This window comes from Ilumatobacter sp., assembly GCF_965215205.1.
In the GTDB taxonomy this organism is placed as follows: Bacteria; Actinomycetota; Acidimicrobiia; order Acidimicrobiales; family Ilumatobacteraceae; genus Ilumatobacter_A.
Window position 1 is genome coordinate 2,056,989 of sequence record NZ_OZ244049.1, and the last position, 17,529, is coordinate 2,074,517.

16 protein-coding genes are annotated in these 17,529 nt (G+C 66.5%); 8 read left to right on the top strand and 8 right to left on the bottom strand.

From position 1 onward, the window contains the following. Window position 1: 1 nt before the first annotated feature. The 4 genes from ACOOHC_RS09630 to ACOOHC_RS09645 are packed head-to-tail and all read left to right on the top strand — an operon-like array spanning window position 2 to window position 4,071. A complete protein-coding gene (locus ACOOHC_RS09630) occupies window positions 2-940 on the top strand; it encodes an ABC transporter permease (RefSeq protein ID WP_420453766.1) in 939 nt (312 codons plus the stop codon). Next, window positions 937-2,004, top strand: coding sequence for an ABC transporter ATP-binding protein (locus ACOOHC_RS09635; RefSeq protein ID WP_420450191.1), 1,068 nt, complete (start codon window positions 937-939; stop codon window positions 2,002-2,004). Before ACOOHC_RS09630 ends, ACOOHC_RS09635 begins: the two co-directional genes overlap by 4 nt. Further along, entirely contained in the window at window positions 2,001-3,008 is a 1,008-nt protein-coding gene (locus ACOOHC_RS09640) for an ABC transporter ATP-binding protein (RefSeq protein WP_420450192.1), read from the top strand. The genes ACOOHC_RS09635 and ACOOHC_RS09640 overlap by 4 nt, the downstream gene beginning before the upstream one ends. 25 nt (window positions 3,009-3,033) lie before the next feature. Continuing rightward, on the top strand, window positions 3,034-4,071 hold the full coding sequence (locus ACOOHC_RS09645; protein WP_420450193.1) for an ornithine cyclodeaminase: 1,038 nt from the start codon (window positions 3,034-3,036) through the stop codon (window positions 4,069-4,071). 83 nt (window positions 4,072-4,154) lie between these two features. Here the strand turns inward: ACOOHC_RS09645 and ACOOHC_RS09650 are convergent, their stop codons facing one another. Together ACOOHC_RS09650 and ACOOHC_RS09655 are read right to left on the bottom strand one after the other, a co-directional pair. Continuing rightward, on the bottom strand, window positions 4,155-4,886 hold the full coding sequence (locus tag ACOOHC_RS09650; RefSeq protein ID WP_420450194.1) for an SDR family oxidoreductase: 732 nt from the start codon (window positions 4,884-4,886) through the stop codon (window positions 4,155-4,157). A 64-nt stretch (window positions 4,887-4,950) separates the two neighbouring features. After that, window positions 4,951-5,553, bottom strand: a complete 603-nt coding sequence (locus ACOOHC_RS09655; RefSeq protein ID WP_420450195.1) for a TetR/AcrR family transcriptional regulator — start codon at window positions 5,551-5,553, stop codon at window positions 4,951-4,953. Between the two features lie 48 nt (window positions 5,554-5,601). Here ACOOHC_RS09655 and ACOOHC_RS09660 point away from each other — a divergent pair, with 48 nt between their 5' ends. Further along, a complete protein-coding gene (locus ACOOHC_RS09660) occupies window positions 5,602-6,465 on the top strand; it encodes an SDR family oxidoreductase (protein ID WP_420450196.1) in 864 nt (287 codons plus the stop codon). A 52-nt stretch (window positions 6,466-6,517) separates the two neighbouring features. Here ACOOHC_RS09660 and ACOOHC_RS09665 read toward each other — a convergent pair whose 3' ends face one another. The 6 genes from ACOOHC_RS09665 to ACOOHC_RS09690 all read right to left on the bottom strand — a co-directional run bounded on the left by ACOOHC_RS09665 (window position 6,518) and on the right by ACOOHC_RS09690 (window position 14,474). Beyond that, window positions 6,518-9,967, bottom strand: coding sequence for a pyruvate carboxylase (locus ACOOHC_RS09665; RefSeq protein ID WP_420450197.1), 3,450 nt, complete (start codon window positions 9,965-9,967; stop codon window positions 6,518-6,520). Window positions 9,968-9,972: 5 nt separating this feature from the next. After that, on the bottom strand, window positions 9,973-11,208 hold the full coding sequence (locus tag ACOOHC_RS09670; RefSeq protein ID WP_420450198.1) for an NAD(P)/FAD-dependent oxidoreductase: 1,236 nt from the start codon (window positions 11,206-11,208) through the stop codon (window positions 9,973-9,975). Between the two features lie 112 nt (window positions 11,209-11,320). Continuing rightward, complete coding sequence (locus ACOOHC_RS09675; RefSeq protein WP_420450199.1) at window positions 11,321-12,217, bottom strand: prephenate dehydratase; 897 nt, start codon at window positions 12,215-12,217, stop codon at window positions 11,321-11,323. Then, entirely contained in the window at window positions 12,214-12,990 is a 777-nt protein-coding gene (locus ACOOHC_RS09680; protein WP_420450200.1) for a 2-keto-4-pentenoate hydratase, read from the bottom strand. Before ACOOHC_RS09680 ends, ACOOHC_RS09675 begins: the two co-directional genes overlap by 4 nt. Next, window positions 12,987-13,646 carry an HAD-IA family hydrolase gene (locus ACOOHC_RS09685; protein WP_420450201.1) on the bottom strand — a complete coding sequence of 220 codons (660 nt, stop codon included), beginning with the start codon at window positions 13,644-13,646 and terminating at the stop codon, window positions 12,987-12,989. The genes ACOOHC_RS09680 and ACOOHC_RS09685 overlap by 4 nt, the downstream gene beginning before the upstream one ends. A gap of 60 nt (window positions 13,647-13,706) precedes the next feature. Beyond that, window positions 13,707-14,474, bottom strand: a complete 768-nt coding sequence (locus ACOOHC_RS09690; RefSeq protein ID WP_420450202.1) for an IclR family transcriptional regulator — start codon at window positions 14,472-14,474, stop codon at window positions 13,707-13,709. A 68-nt stretch (window positions 14,475-14,542) separates the two neighbouring features. On the opposite strand from ACOOHC_RS09690, the gene ACOOHC_RS09695 reads away from it, so the two are divergent. Genes ACOOHC_RS09695 through ACOOHC_RS09705 form a run of 3 tightly spaced genes read left to right on the top strand, consistent with a single transcriptional unit; the run spans window position 14,543 to window position 17,525 of the window. Then, a complete protein-coding gene (locus ACOOHC_RS09695; RefSeq protein WP_420450203.1) occupies window positions 14,543-15,469 on the top strand; it encodes a catechol 2,3-dioxygenase in 927 nt (308 codons plus the stop codon). Next, a complete protein-coding gene (locus ACOOHC_RS09700) occupies window positions 15,466-16,386 on the top strand; it encodes a catechol 2,3-dioxygenase (protein ID WP_420450204.1) in 921 nt (306 codons plus the stop codon). Before ACOOHC_RS09695 ends, ACOOHC_RS09700 begins: the two co-directional genes overlap by 4 nt. Then, the gene (locus tag ACOOHC_RS09705) at window positions 16,383-17,525 is read left to right on the top strand and encodes a histidine phosphatase family protein (RefSeq protein ID WP_420450205.1); all 1,143 of its coding nucleotides are present in this window, start codon (window positions 16,383-16,385) and stop codon (window positions 17,523-17,525) included. Before ACOOHC_RS09700 ends, ACOOHC_RS09705 begins: the two co-directional genes overlap by 4 nt. The last annotated feature ends 4 nt before the right edge of the window (window positions 17,526-17,529 follow it).

Sequence of the window (17,529 nt, forward strand, 5' to 3'; positions counted from 1 at the left end):
GATGGAACACCCCGAGTCCCGCAGCCCGGTCGCCACGTCCGGTGCCGCCTCGACCGACGTCGACCCGATCGAACTCGAGGTCGTCGAGCGCCGTCACGTCGCCGTCCCGGATTTCCTCCGTCGACCGACGGGGATCATCGGCGCAGCAATTGTCGGCTTCATGATCTTCATCTCGATCTTCCCTGGATTCGTCTCGGGACTCATCGGCAGCTCGGATACGCGCGACTGCAGCCTGGCCGACAGCAAAGCACGCCCACGCTCCGGGCATCCGTTCGGATTCGACACACAGGGCTGCGACCTCTTCAACAACGTCATTCACGGTGCACGCGCTTCGCTGCAGATCAGCATCACCGTCATCGTTCTCGTCGTCGCCATCTCGGTTGTCCTCGGGTGTGCTGCGGCGTACTTCCGTGGGTGGGTCGACACGGTCGTGAGCCGACTCTCCGATGTGATCCTCGGGTTCCCGATCATCGTCGGCCTCGTCGTGATCCTGCAGGCGCTCCAGAACCGCAGTGTCTGGAACATCTCGTTCGCACTCGTCATGTTCGCGTGGCCCAGCCTGACCCGCCTGATGCGATCCACAGCGCTGCCGATCGTCGATCTCGAATACGTCCGGGCGGCTCGGGAGATGGGTGCGGGACCGATCCGGATCATCGCCCGCCACGTCCTGCCGAACTCGTTCGCGCCCGTCGCTGCCGTGAGTGTTCTGCTGATCGCAAGCATCATCATCACCGAAGCGGCGCTCACCGTGCTCGGTATCGGTCTCCAGCGACCGTCGATCTCCTGGGGGGTGCAACTCAACTCCGCCCAGGGTTCGTTCAGCTCCGACCCGCACCTCTTGATGTTCCCATCGCTGTTCCTCACCCTCACCGTGCTCGGATTCGTCCTCCTCGGCGAAGCGCTCCGCAACGACGAAACAGCACGACGGAGCTCGAAGTGAGCGGCCGCGACATGAACGGCAGAGACGTATCGTCCCCCAGCGCCGGCTCCGGCGCGCCGCTGCTGCGGATCAGCGACCTGTCCGTACAGTTCCGCAGCGACGGCGAGTGGGGAACCGCCGTCGATGACGTCGCCATCGACGTGGCGGCCGGGCGCACCCTTGCGATCATCGGTGAGTCCGGTTCGGGCAAGAGCGCCACGGCGCGGGCGGTCATGGGCGTGCTGCCCGAATCCGGGAGCCGCATCACGTCGGGTCGCATTGAGATCGACGGCGACGACGTGCTGACCATGAAGCGTCGGCGTCGTGATGAAGTCAACGGAACCCGGATGGCAATGGTGTTCCAGGACGCGATGTCGGCCCTGAACCCGGTGCTGCCGATCGGCTACCAGGTCGGCGAGGGTCTCCGCGTGCACCGAAAAATGTCGCGTCGACGGGCGAACGAGCGCGCGGTGGAGCTGCTCGGTCAGGTCGGCATCCCCGACCCGCGACGGCGCGTAGCGAGTTTCCCTCATGAACTATCGGGCGGCACGTTGCAGCGCGTGATGATTGCAATGTCGATCTCGTGCGACCCCGACCTGCTGATCGCCGATGAACCGACCACTGCGCTCGATGTCACGATCCAGGCCCAGATCCTCGAATTGCTCGTCGAGCTCAAGGAGTCGCGCGGGATGGGGTTGGTGCTGATCACGCACGACCTCGGCGTGGTCGCCGGCGTCGCCGACGACATCGTCGTGATGTATGCCGGTCGTGTCGTCGAACGAGGCACGGCGGATCAGGTCTACGACCAACCGGAACATCCGTACACGCAGGCGCTCCTCGATGCGATCCCGCGGCCGGCACAGCGGGGTGGACCGCTGCCGATGATCGCCGGCAAGCCGCCGTCGCTCATGAACAAGCCCGACGGCTGCTCGTTCCGCCCGCGATGTGCGCATGCGATCGACGACTGCATGACGCCGGCCGATCTCACCGAGGTCGCACCGGGTCACCACTCGCGCTGTCACCTGGCCGAACCGGTCGGGTCCGCCGGGCCGGGTCGTGCCGCCGGCGTGGAGATCACGTCATGAGCGGCAGCGACGACGAGGTGGTCCTGCGCGGCGTCGGCCTGGCGAAGCATTTCACCGTCCGGCGAAAGGGTTTCGGGCGGGCCGACACGCTCGTCGCCGTCGCTGACACCGACATCGAGTTGCGGCGAGGCGAGACCCTCGGGATCGTCGGTGAGTCGGGCTGTGGCAAGTCGACGTTGTCGAGGATGCTGATCGGTGACGCCGAACCCACCGAGGGGCACATCGAACTGCTCGGTGAACGGTTCGACGAGATGGGACGTGGCCGACTCAAAGAGGTACGCCGAGAGATCCAGATGGTGCACCAGGATCCGTACAAGTCACTCGACCCTCGCATGACGATCGAACAGATCGTGCGCGAACCGCTCGACATCCATGCGCAGCAGCATCCGAGAGCCGGCCGGGCGAGCCGCGTCGCCGAGTTGCTCGAACTCGTGGGCCTGAACCCCGACCAGGCGCAGCGCCGGCCTGGCCAATTGTCCGGGGGGCAGAGACAGCGTGTCGACATCGCACGGGCGCTTGCCCTGGATCCCGGCATCCTCGTCTGCGACGAAGCCGTGTCCGCGCTCGACGTGTCCGTCCAGGCGCAGATCATCAACCTGCTCGCCGACCTCAAGGCCGAACTCGGCCTCGCCATGATCTTCGTGTCACATGATCTCTCGGTCGTCCAGCACGTCGCCGACCGGGTGGCGGTGATGTACCTCGGTCGCATCGTCGAACAGGGCCCATGGGACGAGGTGTACGACCGAACGTTGCACCCGTACACGACCGCTCTGCTCGCCGCCGCGCCGTCGCCCGATCGGTCGCGCCGCAACCAGGAACGTGTCGCGATCGTCGGTGAGCCGCCGAGCCCGCTTGACCCGCCGCCCGGGTGCGCGTTCAACACTCGATGTGACTGCGCCGACGACCGATGCATCGCAGAGCGGCCGTCCCTCGGAGCCGGATCGACGAGTGCGCATCTCGCAGCCTGTCACCACCCCCTCCACGCAGCGGCCTCACCGGCCTGAGCGCAGCGACAAAGGAGTATTCGACATGATCGATTTCGTCGACGCACCCGGCGTCGCCCGCTGGACCGTCGGTTCAGGAGTCGAGGCCATCGTCGACGGGATGGTCGCCTCTCTCGAACGCGACTTCCGTCGATGGCAGGTCTTCGACAAGACACCGCGGGTCGCCAGCCATTCCGAACACGGCGTGATCGAACTCATGCCGACCAGCGATGGCGTCGAGTACGCGTTCAAGTACGTCAACGGGCATCCGATCAACACCAAGCGTGGATTGCAGACGGTGACCGCGTTCGGCGTACTCGCCGATGTCGACACCGGGTACCCGACGTTCATGTCCGAGATGACCCTCCTGACTGCACTGCGTACCGCTGCGACCTCGGCGATGGCGGCCAAGGTGTTGGCGCCGCCTGACTCGAGCACGCTCGCGTTGATCGGGTGCGGCGCACAGGCCGAGTTCCAGGCGCTCGCGTTCCGCACGACCCTCGGAATCGACACACTTCGCCTGTGGGACGTCGACCCCGACGCGGTCGAGAAGCTCGCCGCCAACCTCGAACCGCTGGGCTTCGACATCCACCGGGCGGCGCACGCAGCCGATGCGATCTCGTCAGCGGACGTGATCACGACCTGCACAGCAGACAAGACGTACGCCACCATCCTCCACGACGACATGGTCGGCACCGGCGTCCACATCAACGCGATCGGTGGCGACTGCCCCGGCAAGACCGAGCTCGACCCGGCACTCCTGATGCGAAGCGATGTCTTCGTCGAGTACACCGAGCAGTCGCGCATCGAAGGTGAGATCCAGCAGCTCCCGACCGACTATCCGGTCACTGAGCTCTGGACTGTTCTCGATGGCTCCGCACATGGCCGCACGAGGAGCGACCAACTCACCGTCTTCGACTCCGTCGGCTTCGCGGTCGAGGATTTCTCGGCCCTGCGCTACCTTCGCGACTCGGTTCGAGGATCCATGCACGTGACCGAACTCGACCTCATCGCGGACCCCGTCGATCCCAAGGATCTCTTCTCGCTGCTCGGTGGCTCGACGACGCATCCGGACTCACGCTGACGAGTCCTGCGATTCAGCCGCCGAGAGCTTTGGCGACCAGGGATTCGGTCGATCTCGGTGAGGTCCACCGTTCGTCCGACGGTCTACGGCAGCGCGGCGGATCGCCCACCGTCGACGGCGACGTTCGCACCGTTCACGAACTCGGCGTGGTCGCTACACAAGAACGTGACGATCCGTCCGAACTTGTCGGGATCGCCCTGTCGGAGATCAGCTTGCTGCTCGTCGGAATAGAGCTGTGCGAGTCGAGGCGTCGAATGTGCTCCGGGCTGAACGGTGTTGACCGTCACCCCTGTCCCGGCCACCTGGAGCGACAGGCTCTTCAGGAACGCCGTCGCTGCAGCTCGTCCGGGACTCGAGAGAACCACGTCGGGCAACGGCTCGCGCACCGTCATCGAGGTGACGGCGACGATGCGACCCCATCCTTGTTCAACCATGTCGGGGATGACTGCCTGGCACATGGCGACAACCGCCATGAAGTGCTGCTCGACGGTCGACCGGTAGGCCTCGAGATCGGTGTCGAAGAACGATCCCGCCGGAGGGCCACCCGTATTCGTCACCAGGATGTCGATCGGTCCCGAGAGCGATGTCGCAGCGTCGCGGACGAAACCGACGGCGCCGTCTGTGTCCGAGACGTCGGCGACCAGTGGGTGGACCGCGCCGCCGATCGACTCCGCAGCCGCGCTCAACCGGGACTGGTCGCGTCCGCAGATCGCAACGCTGACGTCCTCGTGGGCCAATGCCCGAGCGACGCCGAGTCCGAGACCCGACGTGCTCGCCGACACCGCCGCACGCCGTCCGGCCAGTCCGAGTTCCACGCACGAAGCATCTCACACACCATTCGTCGCTCCTACCCTCCGCGGGGCTTCGAACGGCGACGATTCAGGGCTGCGACGAGTGCAGTGCGGTCGACGCGACGGTCGCGTGGACCATGTCGAGCAGAGTGCGGAGCGGTTCGTCCGGGCCGATCTCCCATTTCGACGCATTCAGGTGTCCGCTGGCCTTCATTGCGGCGATTCCGTGTGCGCTCGACATCAACAATGCGGTGTAGCGGCGGGCGTCGACATCTCCGACCACCGTAGCGATGACGGAGACGTAAAGATCCTGGAGGCGGCCGGCCGCTGCCGCTGCATCCACGTCGTCGGCCGGAGTGTCGAACATCAGCGCGAATCGGTGCGGCCAGCGTCGTGCGAGGTCGAGGAACGCTCGGACTGCCGTCTCGAGTCGGTCGGACGGAGTGAGGCGGGTGTCGGCGAGAACGGCGTCGACTTCGTCGGCCAACTGGTTCCACGTCGCGGTCGCGAGGGTGGCCAGGAGTTGCGTCTTGCCGTCGAAGTGCCCATACGGGGCGCCTCGCGACACTCCGGCGCGAGCGGCGATGGCGCGGAGCGTGACGGCGTCGGGCCCGGCCTGATCGAGGAGTTCGAGTGCGGCGGCGACCAGCGCACGCCGCGTTGCGGCGGCCGACTCCGATCTCGTTCCCATGAAACCGAATCTAGTTGACAACGTCACATGAGATCGTACGATGTCGAGATGACAACGTCATATGAGAATGAGATCGTGGTGGTGACGGGTGCGTCCACCGGGATCGGGCGCGAGACGGCGCGCTCGCTGGCGGCCAAGGGCTATCGCGTGCTCGTCGGCGTCCGTCGGTCGAGCGATGGCGAAACGATTCGCACGGCGAACATCGAGCCGGTGATCCTCGACATCACCGAACCCGAACACGTCGAATCACTTGCGGAGCGGATCGCTTGCGACCCCGATGCACGACCGCTGCGTGCCCTTGTCAACAACGCCGGCATCTCGCTTAACGCACCGGTCGAGACACTTCCACTCGACGAATGGCGCCGGGTCTTCGAGGTCAACCTGTTCGGGCAGATCTCCGTCACCCAAGCCCTGCTTCCACTGTTGCACCGCAGCGGGGGGCGCATCGTGAACATCAGCTCCATCGGCGGCAGGATGGCGATGGCCACCTATGGCGCATACGCCGGGACCAAGTTCGCGCTCGAGGCGGCCAGCGATGCGCTGCGTCGCGAGCTCGAGCCGCACGGAGTCCAAGTGGTCGTCGTCGAACCCGGTGCGGTGCATTCGGCGATGGGGGAACGTGGAGCGCAGACCGCATGGAGACTCGCCGATGCGATGAGCGCCGAGCACCGGATACGCTACGGCGCCCTCGTCGACGCGGTGGTCTGCCAGTCCGTGAAGCACACACGGGCCGGCATGCCTGCGGGCGAGGCGGGTCGATTCGTCGCCGATGTCGTGACCACGCCGCGACCTCGCGCTCGCTACACGTTGGGTCGAGACGCCGCCGTCGTCGGCTTCCTGGTGCGGGTGCTGCCCGACCGGGTACTCGACCGGATGTTCGCTCGGAGCCTGCGCCGGTTCGAGGCCGCCTGAGTCGTTGCGTCAGCCCACGTCGTTCAGGCTGCGTCGTTCAGGACGCCGTTGCTCAGGGCTCGAAGCGGGCGACGAGATCCTGGGCCTCGACCTGAGAGCCGGCCGAGATCAGGATCGCCGCGATCGTGCCCGCTCGCTCGGCGACGATCGCGGTCTCCATCTTCATCGCTTCGATCGTGAACAGGAGATCGCCTTCCGACACCGTGTCGCCCTCGGCCACTGCGACGAGTCCGACGGCACCGGGCATCGGGGCCGGCACGTGCGTTGCGTCCGAGGGATCGGCACGCAGGCGCGGCTCGATGGTCCCGACTGTGTCGCGGTCGACGACACGGATCACCCTCGGCAGGCCATTCAGTTCGAAGAAGACCGGCACGGTGCCGTCCTCGCGGGCGTCGCCGATGGCCTGCAAGCTGATGACGAGCGTCTTGCCCGGGCCCAGGCGGCACTCGATCTGTTGGCCGATCGACATCCCGTAGAAGAACGTGTGCGTCGGCAAGATGTCGACCGGTCCGTACTCGACCTGTCGTTCGACGAACGTCTCGAAGACCTTCGGGTACATCAGCGAACTGCACAGCTCGTCGTCGCCCGTGAGCGGGCGTGCGAGGGTGTCGTCGAGTCGCTCCCGTTCGGCGCTCAGATCGACGGGGGAGAGGTGGTCGCCCGGTCGGGCGGTGGATGCAGGGTCGTTGCGCAGGACCTTGGCCTGGATCTGCTCGGGCCAGCCCCCGAGCGGTTGGCCGAGGTCACCGCGCATCATGTCCACCACCGACTCGGGGAAGGACAGCTCGACGTCGGGGGACTCGACTTGTTCGCGGGTCAAGTCCTGGAGCACCATCATCAGCGCAAGGTCGCCGACGACCTTCGATGTCGGTGTGACCTTGACGATGTCTCCGAAGATGGCGTTGGCCGTGGCGTAGGCCTCGGCGACCTCGTCCCAGCGGTGTTCGATGCCGAGCGAGCGGGCTTGGGCCTTGAGGTTCGTGAATTGGCCGCCGGGCATCTCGTGGAGGTAGACCTCCGAGGCTCCCGACCGGCTCCCGGATTCGAAGGGTGCGTACAGACGACGAACGTGTTCCCAGCGGCTGGACAGCACTCTGATCGCATCGGGGTCGAGCCCGGGGTCGCGCTCGGTGCGGCGCAGCGCCGCTGCGATGGAGCCGAGGTTCGGTTGCGAGGTGGTCCCCGACATCGAGTCGATCGCGGCGTCGATGGCGTCGACTCCGGCCTCGACAGCGGCGAGCACCGTCGCGGCGGCGACCCCGGAGGTGTCGTGGGTGTGGAAGTGGACGGGGATGTCGACCGTGTCGTTCAACGCTTCGAAGAGCACCGTTGCGGCGGCGGGCTTGAGCAGGCCGGCCATGTCCTTGATCCCGAGGACGTGCGCGCCGGTGTCTTCGAGGCGGCGTGCCATGTCGAGGTAGTAGTCGAGGTCGTACTTCTGGCGATCGGGGTCGAGCAGGTCGCCGGTGTAACAGATCGTCGCTTCGCAGACCGCGCCGGTTTCGATGACCGCATCGATCGCAACGGTCATGTTGTCGACCCAGTTCAAGCTGTCGAACACGCGGAAAACGTCGACGCCGGCGCCTGCTGCTCGCTCGACGAACAACCGCACGACGTTGTCGGGGAGATTGGTGTACCCGACGCCGTTCGAACCCCGTAGCAGCATCTGCAACAGGACGTTCGGGACCGCGTCGCGCAGCGCCGCCAGACGTTCCCACGGCGACTCCTGCAGGAAGCGGTACGCCACGTCGAACGTCGCGCCGCCCCAGCATTCGAGCGAGAAGAGATCCGACATCGTGTGCGCATAGAGCGGCGCCACATCGAGCATGTCGCAAGTTCGGACTCGCGTAGCGAGCAGCGACTGATGGGCGTCGCGCATCGTCGTGTCGGTGACCAACACGCGCGTCTGCTCGGCCATCCACTCGGCGAGGCCGGCGGCGCCCCGTTCGAGGAAGATCTGTCGCGTCCCGGGCGGCGGTGCGCCGTCGAAGCGGTGCACCGTCGGCGACGCCGAGATCGCGATCGGGTCGGGTTCGGGACGACCGGCGACGTCGGGGTGTCCGTTCACCGTCACGTCGGCGACGTAGGTCAACAATCGAGTCGCACGGTCGCGTCGACGAGCGAAGTCGAACAGTTCCGGGGACTCGTCGATGAAGCGGGTGGTGTAGCTGTTGTCGGCGAAGCGCGGGTGCTGGAGCAGGTTCTCGACGAATGCGATGTTCGTCGCCACGCCGCGGATGCGGAATTCTCGGAGCGCGCGACTGAGACGTCTGACCGCCGCGTCGGGAGTGGGCCCTCGAGCGGTGACCTTTTCGAGCAGACTGTCGTAGTGGCGAGTGACGACGGCGCCTGCATACGCAGTACCACCGTCGAGCCGGATTCCCATTCCCGTGGCGGTCCGGTACGCCGTGAGTCGCCCGTAGTCGGGAATGAAGTTGTTCTGCGGGTCCTCGGTCGTCACGCGGCACTGCAGGGCGTGGCCGAACAAGGGAACGTCGGCCTGGGTCGCACAACCGGTCGCTTCGGCGACGGTGGCGCCCTCGGCGATGCGGATCTGCGCCTGCACGATGTCGACGCCGGTGATCTCCTCGGTGACGGTGTGTTCCACCTGCAGCCGAGGGTTGACCTCGATGAAGTGGAAGCTGCCGGACGCGATGTCCATCAAGAACTCGACGGTCCCGGCCCCGCGGTAGCCGACGTGGCGACACAGGTCGACGGCGTGGCCGCACAGCACCTCGCGCTGTTCCGCATCGAGGTAAGGCGCCGGGGCGCGTTCGACGACCTTCTGGTGGCGCCGCTGGATGGAGCAGTCACGCTCGTGGAGGTGATAGATGCCGCCGTGGTCGTCGCCGAGGATCTGCACTTCGACGTGACGCGCGTCGACGACCAGCTTCTCGAGGAAACCCTCGCCGTTCCCGAACGCAGCTTCGGCTTCGCGTCGTCCGGCGTCGACCATCTCGACGACCTCGTCGGGTCCCGAGATCATGCGCATACCGCGGCCGCCACCACCCCAACTCGCCTTGAGCATCAGCGGGTAGCCCATCTCGTCGGCGATGCGACGGATCTCGACGGGTTCGTCGGGGAGCACATCGGATGCGGGAACGACGGGAACCCCCGCTGCGATCGCGGCCTGACGACCGGCTGCCTTGTCGCCGAGGCTGCGCATCGTCTCTGCGGTGGGCCCGATGAACGCGATGCCCGCCGCGTCGCACGCGTCGACGAATGCTGGGTTCTCCGACAGGAGGCCGTAGCCGGGGTGGATCGCATCGACGCCGCTCGCACGTGCGATGTCGATGATCGCGTCGATGTCGAGATAGGCGCTGATCGGGGCCAGACCGGCGCCGACGAGGTACGCCTCGTCGGCCTTTGCTCGGTGCAGGCTGAGGGTGTCCTGTTCGGAATGGATTGCGACGGTGCGCTTGCCGAGTTCGGTGGCGGCGCGGAAGACGCGGATGGCGATCTCCCCGCGGTTGGCGACGAGGATCTTGTCGAAGCCGACCATCGCCGCTACGACGTGGCGAATTCGACGGCGCCCTCCTCGGGCGGTGTCCACTCGGGCCAGTCGGCGCGCGGGCCGGCGAGTTCGAGCAGGGCGTCGGCGTCACCGGTCGGGGGGTAGATCCACTTCGCGTTGATGGTCTGCTTCAGGTCCTTGCAGAGCGAACCGGTCATGGTGACCTCGCGGTCGAAGCCGGATGTTGCGACGGCGCCGGTGGGCCCGAGGTCGAGGCACGTCACGTACGGGGTCGGAGCGAACGCCACGAGCGGCTCGCCGAGCAGGTCGGCGGCGACGTTGTGCCCCACGAACTTGCCCGCCGGAACGGCGTGTTGGCAGCTCTGCATGACGGTGTGGCCGTCCTCGACCGGTGCCGCTGCGGTGTCGCCGCCGGCGAATACCCCGTCGACGCCGTTGACGCGGAGGAACTCGTCGACGCTGAGCCGACCGAGTTCGTCGCGGTCGGCGCCGATCAGTTCGGTCAAGGGGCTGGCGAGCATCCCGGCGGTCCAGATGACCGTGTGCGTGTCGATCTCGGTTCCGTCGGAGAGTCGGGCACTCGATGCGGTGAGCGCTTCGAGGCTGACGCCGGTGAGGACCTCGATGTCGAGCGATGCCAACGATTCGGCGATGACCGGGCGTGGGCCGGGTCCGAGTTCGGGGCCGATGTCGGATTCGCGCTCGACGAGTACGACACGAACGGGTGCGTCGGGTGCGATGTCCGAGACGCGCGCACCGATCTCGGTGGCGATCTCGAGCCCGGTGAACCCGGCACCGACGACGACGATCGTGTGACGGCCGCCGTCGTCGTCACGCTGGGCGAGCCCGGCGAGATGTTCGTCGAGCTGTGTCGCCGCTTCGATGGTGTCGATGTCGAAGAGGTGTTCGGCGCCGTCGAGCGTCGGTTTCACGACCTGTGAGCCGCTCGCCACGACGAGCCGGTCGTAGTCGAGTTCGACGGTGTGACCGTGTTCGTCGGTGGCGGTGATGGTGCGACCCGATGTGTCGATGTCGTTCACCTTCGCCCGCACGCGCCGCACGTCGATCGGGTCGAGGACGTCGGCGAGCGCCACCTTCATCTCGTGGGGTTTCGCTTCGTACAGGCGAGGGCGGATCACCATGTCGTCGGTCATGCTGACCAGGGTGATGTCGTAGTCGGCGCCCTTGGTGCCACGTCGCAGTCGGGCCGCACTCGCTGCGGCCCACACCCCGGCGAAACCGCCTCCGATGATCACGATCGATGCCATGTCGTTCCCCTTCGATGCTCGGATCCCGGTGCGATCGCTCCGGTCTCGTGTGAACTTCGAACGTAACGATCGTCACACCGGCGGTCGAGCAGCATCCCGCATGGGGGAACGACTAGGTCGGCGCGCTGTCTCGGGGTCGGGATGCGAGGTCGCGGCGGGCGGGTGCGCTCGCGTAGACACCGAGGATTCGCAGCGAGCTGGTGAAGAAGCCGAGTTCGTCGAGCGCTAGCCGTACGTTTCGGTCGGTCGGGCGACCTTCGACGTCGACGTGGAACTCGGCGACGTTGAAGGATCCGTCGACGTAGGACTCGAGCTTGGTCATGTTGACGCCGTTCGTCGCGAAGCCTCCCAGCGCCTTAAAGAGTGCTGCGGGAACGTTGCGGACCGGAAACAGCAGTGACGTGATGGCCGCCGTGCCGTCTGGTGGTGGATCCGACGGCTGTGCGGACAGCAGGACGAACCGGGTCGTGTTGTGCTCGTCATCCTCGATGCCGGAACGGAGCACCTCCAGGCCGTGGATCTCGGCTGCTTCCGCGGAGGCGATCGCCGCGGTGGAGCGGTCGCCTGATCGAGCCACCGCGGCGGCGGCGCCGGCGGTGTCGGCGACGGGAACGGGTTCGAGCCCCAGTTCGGCCACGATGCGTCGGCATTGGCCGAGCGCATGGATGTGCGATGCGACGCGTCGGAGCTCGCCGACCGGAGTTCCCGGGATCGCCATCAGGTGATGGGTGATGCGCCGGAAGTGTTCGCCGACGATGAACAGTTCCGACACCTGCATGAGACGGTGGATGTCGGCGACTCGCCCGGCGACGCTGTTGTCGATCGGGATCATGGCGAGCGCTGCGCGGCCGGAGGTCACGGCGGCGAAGGCGTCGTCGAACGTGTTGCATGCCTGCGGGGTGCGGTCCGGGCACGCTTCGAGGCAGGCGAGGTGGGAGTTGGCGCCCGGCTCCCCCTGGTACGCGATCAGGGAGTCGGACACGGCGTGGTGTTCGGTTGAAGTCGTCATGAATCGGCGGTCGTGATCGCGACATCGCCGAGCTCGGCGCAGCTCGCCGTGAAGCGAGAGCCGTGGGACACGTCGAACGGTGCGGTGAGCCCACCGGTGAAGACGATCTGACCGCGCTCGATGCCGAGACCTTCGCGGGCGAGTTGGCGGGCGAGCCACGCGACCGCTTCGGCCGGATCGCCCATCGCCAAGTCGCCGCGCCCGGTCTGCGTGTCGGCGCCGTCCGAGAAGGTCACGTCGAGAGCGGCTGGTTCGACGCCGATCTGTCGTTTTGGGCCGACTGCGATCGCAGCGCTCGACGAGTTGTCGGCGGTGTTGTCGAGCCATGTGAAGTCGAACGACTTCCAGCGAGGGTGTACGACCTCGATCCCGATCGCCCAGCCGGCGCCGCTCGAGATCACATCGCCCGACGTCACCTCGGTGCCGCTGAGTTCGGCGTCTGCGACGTACACGATCTCGGGTTCCACCTTGGCGTGTCGCAGCGTCGCCGTGGCGAGCTGACCATCGAGGTGCTGAGACTGCCACAGCGTGCCCCAATTGGGTCGGTCGATCCCGAGCGCCGCACGCATCGCCGCTGACGTCCAACCGAGCTTGTAGCCGATGAGGACCTCGCCGTCGCTGCGACGGAGCTCGTCCCTTGCTCGGGCGATCGCGCGGGCTCCGCCGACGTCGAGGTCGGGGAACGTGTCGCTCGCGAGCGGCGCGGCGGTGCCGTCGACCTCGGCGTCACGGAGCTGCTCGGCGAAGGCTCGCGCTGCGGAGTCGGAGATCACGGCTCGAGGCCGAGCTTCGATGCGACGTCTCTCCACGCCCCCGCGGCGTTCGAGATGTCGAACCACACCGCGTGCAGGCCGAACTCGTTCGCGCCCTCGACATTGAGCGGCTGGTCGTCGACGAACAGGACTCGGTTCGGGTCGGCGCCGACGGTGTCGATGGCGCGTTGGAAGGCGCGTGGATCGGGCTTCAAGACGTCGGTGTCGGAGCAGTCGACGACATGGTCGACCAATTGCAGGAAGTCCACGCCACGTTCCCAGTCGGGACCCTGAAATGCACGCATGTCGTTGGTGAGGACCGACACGCCGTAGCCGGCGGCCAGCGCCGAGGTGACGACCGATGTGGCTTCGGTTCGGATCATCTCGGGTGTCGGGGGAGCGAACACCAGGTTCATGTACGAGCGCGTGTCGAAATCCTTGCCCGCAGCTCGCCCGACTTCGGCGGCGCGCTGCGCCCAGTAGTCGCGTTCGGACAGCTCGCCTTCCACCATCCGGCGCCACAACGGGTCGGTGCTCGGATCGACCGGACCCATCCAGTCGAAGGTGCCGGGCGCAAGTCCGAGGAGGGACTCGACACGGCCGTGCAATTCCACCGGATTCACGATGCACACACCGCCGAAATCCAAGAGGAGCACGTCGAAATCGGTCGTCGTCATGCCTGGACCGTAAATGTTCGGGTGACCGCTCACCGCACAACGTCCCGCTCCTCGGGACGCCTACCGTCGACCGCGGTAGCCGAGGCGGCGTGACGTGGCGAGCGCGAGAGTGACGACGGCGTCGGCGAGTTGATCTCGGCGCTGATCCATCCGGTCGGCCGGACCGGCGACGCTCATCGCCGCGATCGTGCTCCCCGTGTCGTCGCGGATCGGTGCGGCGATCGACACCACGCCGACCTCCGACTCCTGGCGGTTCTCGGCGAAGCCGTTCGTGCGAACGAGCGTGAGTTCCGCGGTCAGAGCGGTTCGGCCGACGATGGTGTGCTCGGTCTGGCGCGGCGGCGTCCACCCTCTCAACAGCCGTTCGAGTTCAGTCTTCGGGAGGAACGCCAGCAGGACTTTGCCCGTGCCCGTGCAATGGGCATCGTTCCGGCGACCCAACTGCGTGAACAGCCGGAGCGTGTTGGGGCTGTCCAGACGTTCGACGTAGACGACCTGGCGCCCGTCGAGCACGCCGACCTGCACCGTCTCACCACTCTTGTTGCGGAGGTCGGTCATCGGGAGCAGTACCGCCTCGTGCAGGCTCCGCTGCGAGGGAACGGCGGCGGCCAAGTCGAACAGTGCAAGGCCGAGCCGGTAGCGACCGCTCCTCGAATCCTGTTCTAGAAGCCCCTCGTCGGTGAGCGTGCTCAGAATCCGGTGGACCGACGAGCGGGACTGCCCGACCGCAGCGGACAGATCGCTGACGCCCCACTCCGGCGAGGTCGACGTGAAGGCCTTCAACACGGCGACCGCACTCGCGACGGAGGCCAAGCGGTTGCGCGACACGTCGACAGGGTAGTTCGTCCCGCTCTGCGGAATCGCCCTGGTGTGTCGGGGGTCTCATCCGTACGGTCATGGATGTGGGAATCTTCCGACTCAGTCACGTCGACATCACGGCACCGGACCTCGAACTCGCAGCGGCGTACTACACCGAAGTGCTCGGACTCGACATCAGCGAACGCACGAGTGATGACGGCGGAGAACGGCTCTTCTTGAAGTGCTGGGACGAGCGCGATCATCACTGTGTCGCGATCCGCCAGGACACACGCGTCGGTATCGACCGGTTCGCCTTCAAGGTCGACCACCCCGGAGATCTCGATGCGTTCGAGACGCGCATCGAACGGGCTGGGACGCTGGTGCAGCGAATCGCCGACGGTGACGAAGTCGGGCAGGGCGAATCGATCCGGTTCGAGATCCCGTCGGGTCACGAGATGGAACTCGTCTACGACGTCCACAAAGTGGGCGGTCGCCTCCCACTCGTCAACCCGGCTCCCGTCGATCCGACCCTTCGCGGCATCGCTCCGCCCAGGATCGACCACCTGCTCGTGCACGCCGAAGAGGTCGGCGAAGCTGCACGATTCTTCCGCGAGGTCCTCGACTTCCGCCTCACCGAGCAACTCCTCGACGGCGGCGGACACCAGACGATCGCTTTTCTCGAACGCTCCGCCAAGCCTCACGACATCGCCTTCGTGCAGGGCCCCAACGGCGCGCTCCACCACTTCTCGTTCTGGCTCGACGACTGGGATCACGTTCGGCGCGCTGCCGACTTGCTCGCCTATCACGGCGTCACGATCGACGTCGGCCCGACCCGCCACGGTCTGACCCGCGGCAGCACGATCTATTTCTTCGACCCGATGGGCACCCGCAACGAGGTGTTCTCCGGCGGGTATCGACCCGACCCCGACTTCCCGACGATCACGTGGACCGATGACCGCTCCGGTCGGGCGGTCTTCTACTACGAGGGCGTCCTCAACGAACGGTTTGCGAGCGTGCACACATGAGCAGTCCCGGCATCCTCCGCCTCTCCCACGCGACGGTTCGGGTCCCCGACCTCGAGTTGGCGGTGGCCTACTACGCAGAAGTCGTCGGCTTGGTCGTCACCGCCCGCGAGGGCACTCGCGCCTACCTGAAGGGCTGGGACGAGCAACAACACCACTCGCTGATCCTGCAGGAGGCTCCGACGTACGGCCTCGACGGGCTCGCTTTCAAGGTGGTCGAGGAGCCTGAGCTGGACCGGCTCGCCGATCGAGTCACCGACGCCGGAATCGACGTCGAGCGATTCCACCCCGGCGAATTCGGCGAGGCGGCTGGCGCCACCGTGCGGTTCACGGCCCCGAGCGGACATGTGATCGACCTCGAATGCGGTCAGGGCCAGGTCGGGAACGGCCTGTCACTGATCAACCCGCCTCCCGCGCCGGACGACCTCGTCGGTATGCATCCTCCTCGCGTCGACCACATCTTCCTGCTGTGTGAAGACGTCGACGGTGCAACAGCGTTCTTCCAGGATGTACTGGAGTTCCGGCTGACCGAGCAGATCGTCGCCGACGACGGCCACCAACTCGCCACGTTCCTCGAACGGACGCACACCCCCCACGACATTGCGTTCCTCACCGGTCCCGACGGTGGCTTCCATCACCTTGCGTTCTGGGTCGACGAATGGAACGACCTGCGCACCGCGGCCGACACGTGCACCTATCACGGTGTCACCATCGATGCCGGCCCGACGCGACATGGTGCGACTCGTGGCTGTGGGCTCTACTTCTTCGATCCGGCCGGGAACCGTAACGAGGTGTTCACCGGCGGGTACCACTTCGACCCCGACGACGAACCAACGGTCTGGACCGAAGCAGAAATGGGTCGAGCGATCTTCTCGTATCGGGGTCAGGTCGACCAGAAGTTCATGACGGTGCACTCATGAGCGAGACGAGCAGCAACGGTGCCGGTCCGTCGACCGACCGCTTCGAAGCTCCGATGTACCTGGCTCGCTATCGAGAACGTCAGCACCAAGGCCGAACCGGCGAGCGACCCGACGACCATCCAGACGACCGAGCGGATTCGACCGAAGGCCGTGCCGATGCGGCACCGATCTATCTCAAACGGTTCCGCAGTCGAGACGGTGCCTCTGAGCCGAGCACCACGCCGCTGTGGCAGCGCAGCGACCTCGCCACACAGCAGTCGCTCACCGAGGACAACCGCAACAAGGAGATCTCTGCACCGCCGAGTGCAGCGCGCCAACTCCTCAACGACGTCTACCTGATCCGACACGGCGAGACCCAGGGCTATTCGACCGACTCGGGTCTCACACCCCAGGGTGCGTGGCAGGCCCACACCTACGGCCGCACGCTCGCCAAGCGGATGCAGTCGGGCGAGACGATCGTCTTCCGCCACGCTGAGACCAATCGAGCCCGCGAGACCGCGGAGCAGATCCACCGAGGGCTCGTCGACGGCATCGAGCAGTGGGAGAAGGAGATCACCATCGTCGAACCCGAGCCGGCGAACGAGTTCCGGAACTTCCAATTCGTCGCCCCTGACGGCCTCAAGGACGTCACCGCTGCATTCCGCCAGTACAGCGCACTGCTCGAAGGTCACGAACGGACTGCGGTCGGAGACCGGCCGCTGTGGCTCGTCGAGATGGACCGCTTCTGGCGCACCCAGCAGGGCGGTGGTGACCCGATCCAGCACTGGTTGACGATTCCGCTCGTGCATTTCGAGCCGCCCGCCATGACCGTTCGGCGCTTCTGGGCGGGGATCAACCGCTTGTCGACCGAGTTCCCCGGCGCACGCCTGGCGATCGCCACGCACTCGGGGTGTATTCGTGCCTTCGCCGTGTCGGCGCTCGGCTACGACCCGGGCGAGCCGTACAACACCGAGCACGTCCGGGTGAAGTTGCTCGGCGACGCCGACTGGAGCGATGGGGAACGCGACGCCACCGTGGCGTACCGAAATCGCGTGCAGGAGGTGAAGGTACCCGACATCGATCGGCTTCCGACCTGGCAGGTACACGACGACTGGAGCGGGATGGATGGCACCAAACCTGCGGGCGGCCGACCGACCTGAGCCA